Source organism: Mesorhizobium sp. M2E.F.Ca.ET.219.01.1.1 (assembly GCF_004016445.2).
Classification (GTDB): domain Bacteria; phylum Pseudomonadota; class Alphaproteobacteria; order Rhizobiales; family Rhizobiaceae; genus Mesorhizobium.
In genome coordinates, this window is the sequence record NZ_SADT02000271.1 from 1 (window position 1) to 287 (window position 287).

The window sequence follows — 287 nt, forward strand, 5'->3', positions numbered from 1 at the left end:
AGCTTGCCCCGACCCCTCCGGGCGCCGCGCCCGCAGCCGGCCAGGAACAGTCGGGCGTCAATGCGACGCTCGCCGACACCCTGCTGCTCACCGACGACAAGGGCGTTGACGCCACCGGCCTCGACCCGCTGAACGGCGTCCGCCCCGCCGCCGGCGACATGCCGATCCTGCCGCAGGCCGACAATGGCAAGCTGGCGCTGGATGACGAAGCCATCGTGCGCCTGCCGGACGGCAGCATGTTCATCTCCGACGAGTACGGCCCTAACATCTATCGCTTCTCGGCCGAG

At 70.0% G+C, this 287-nt stretch carries 1 protein-coding gene; it reads left to right on the plus strand.

What is annotated here, in order from left to right:
- A partial coding sequence (locus tag EN862_RS35800; RefSeq protein ID WP_193771655.1) for an esterase-like activity of phytase family protein occupies window positions 1-287 on the plus strand: 287 nt, incomplete at both ends.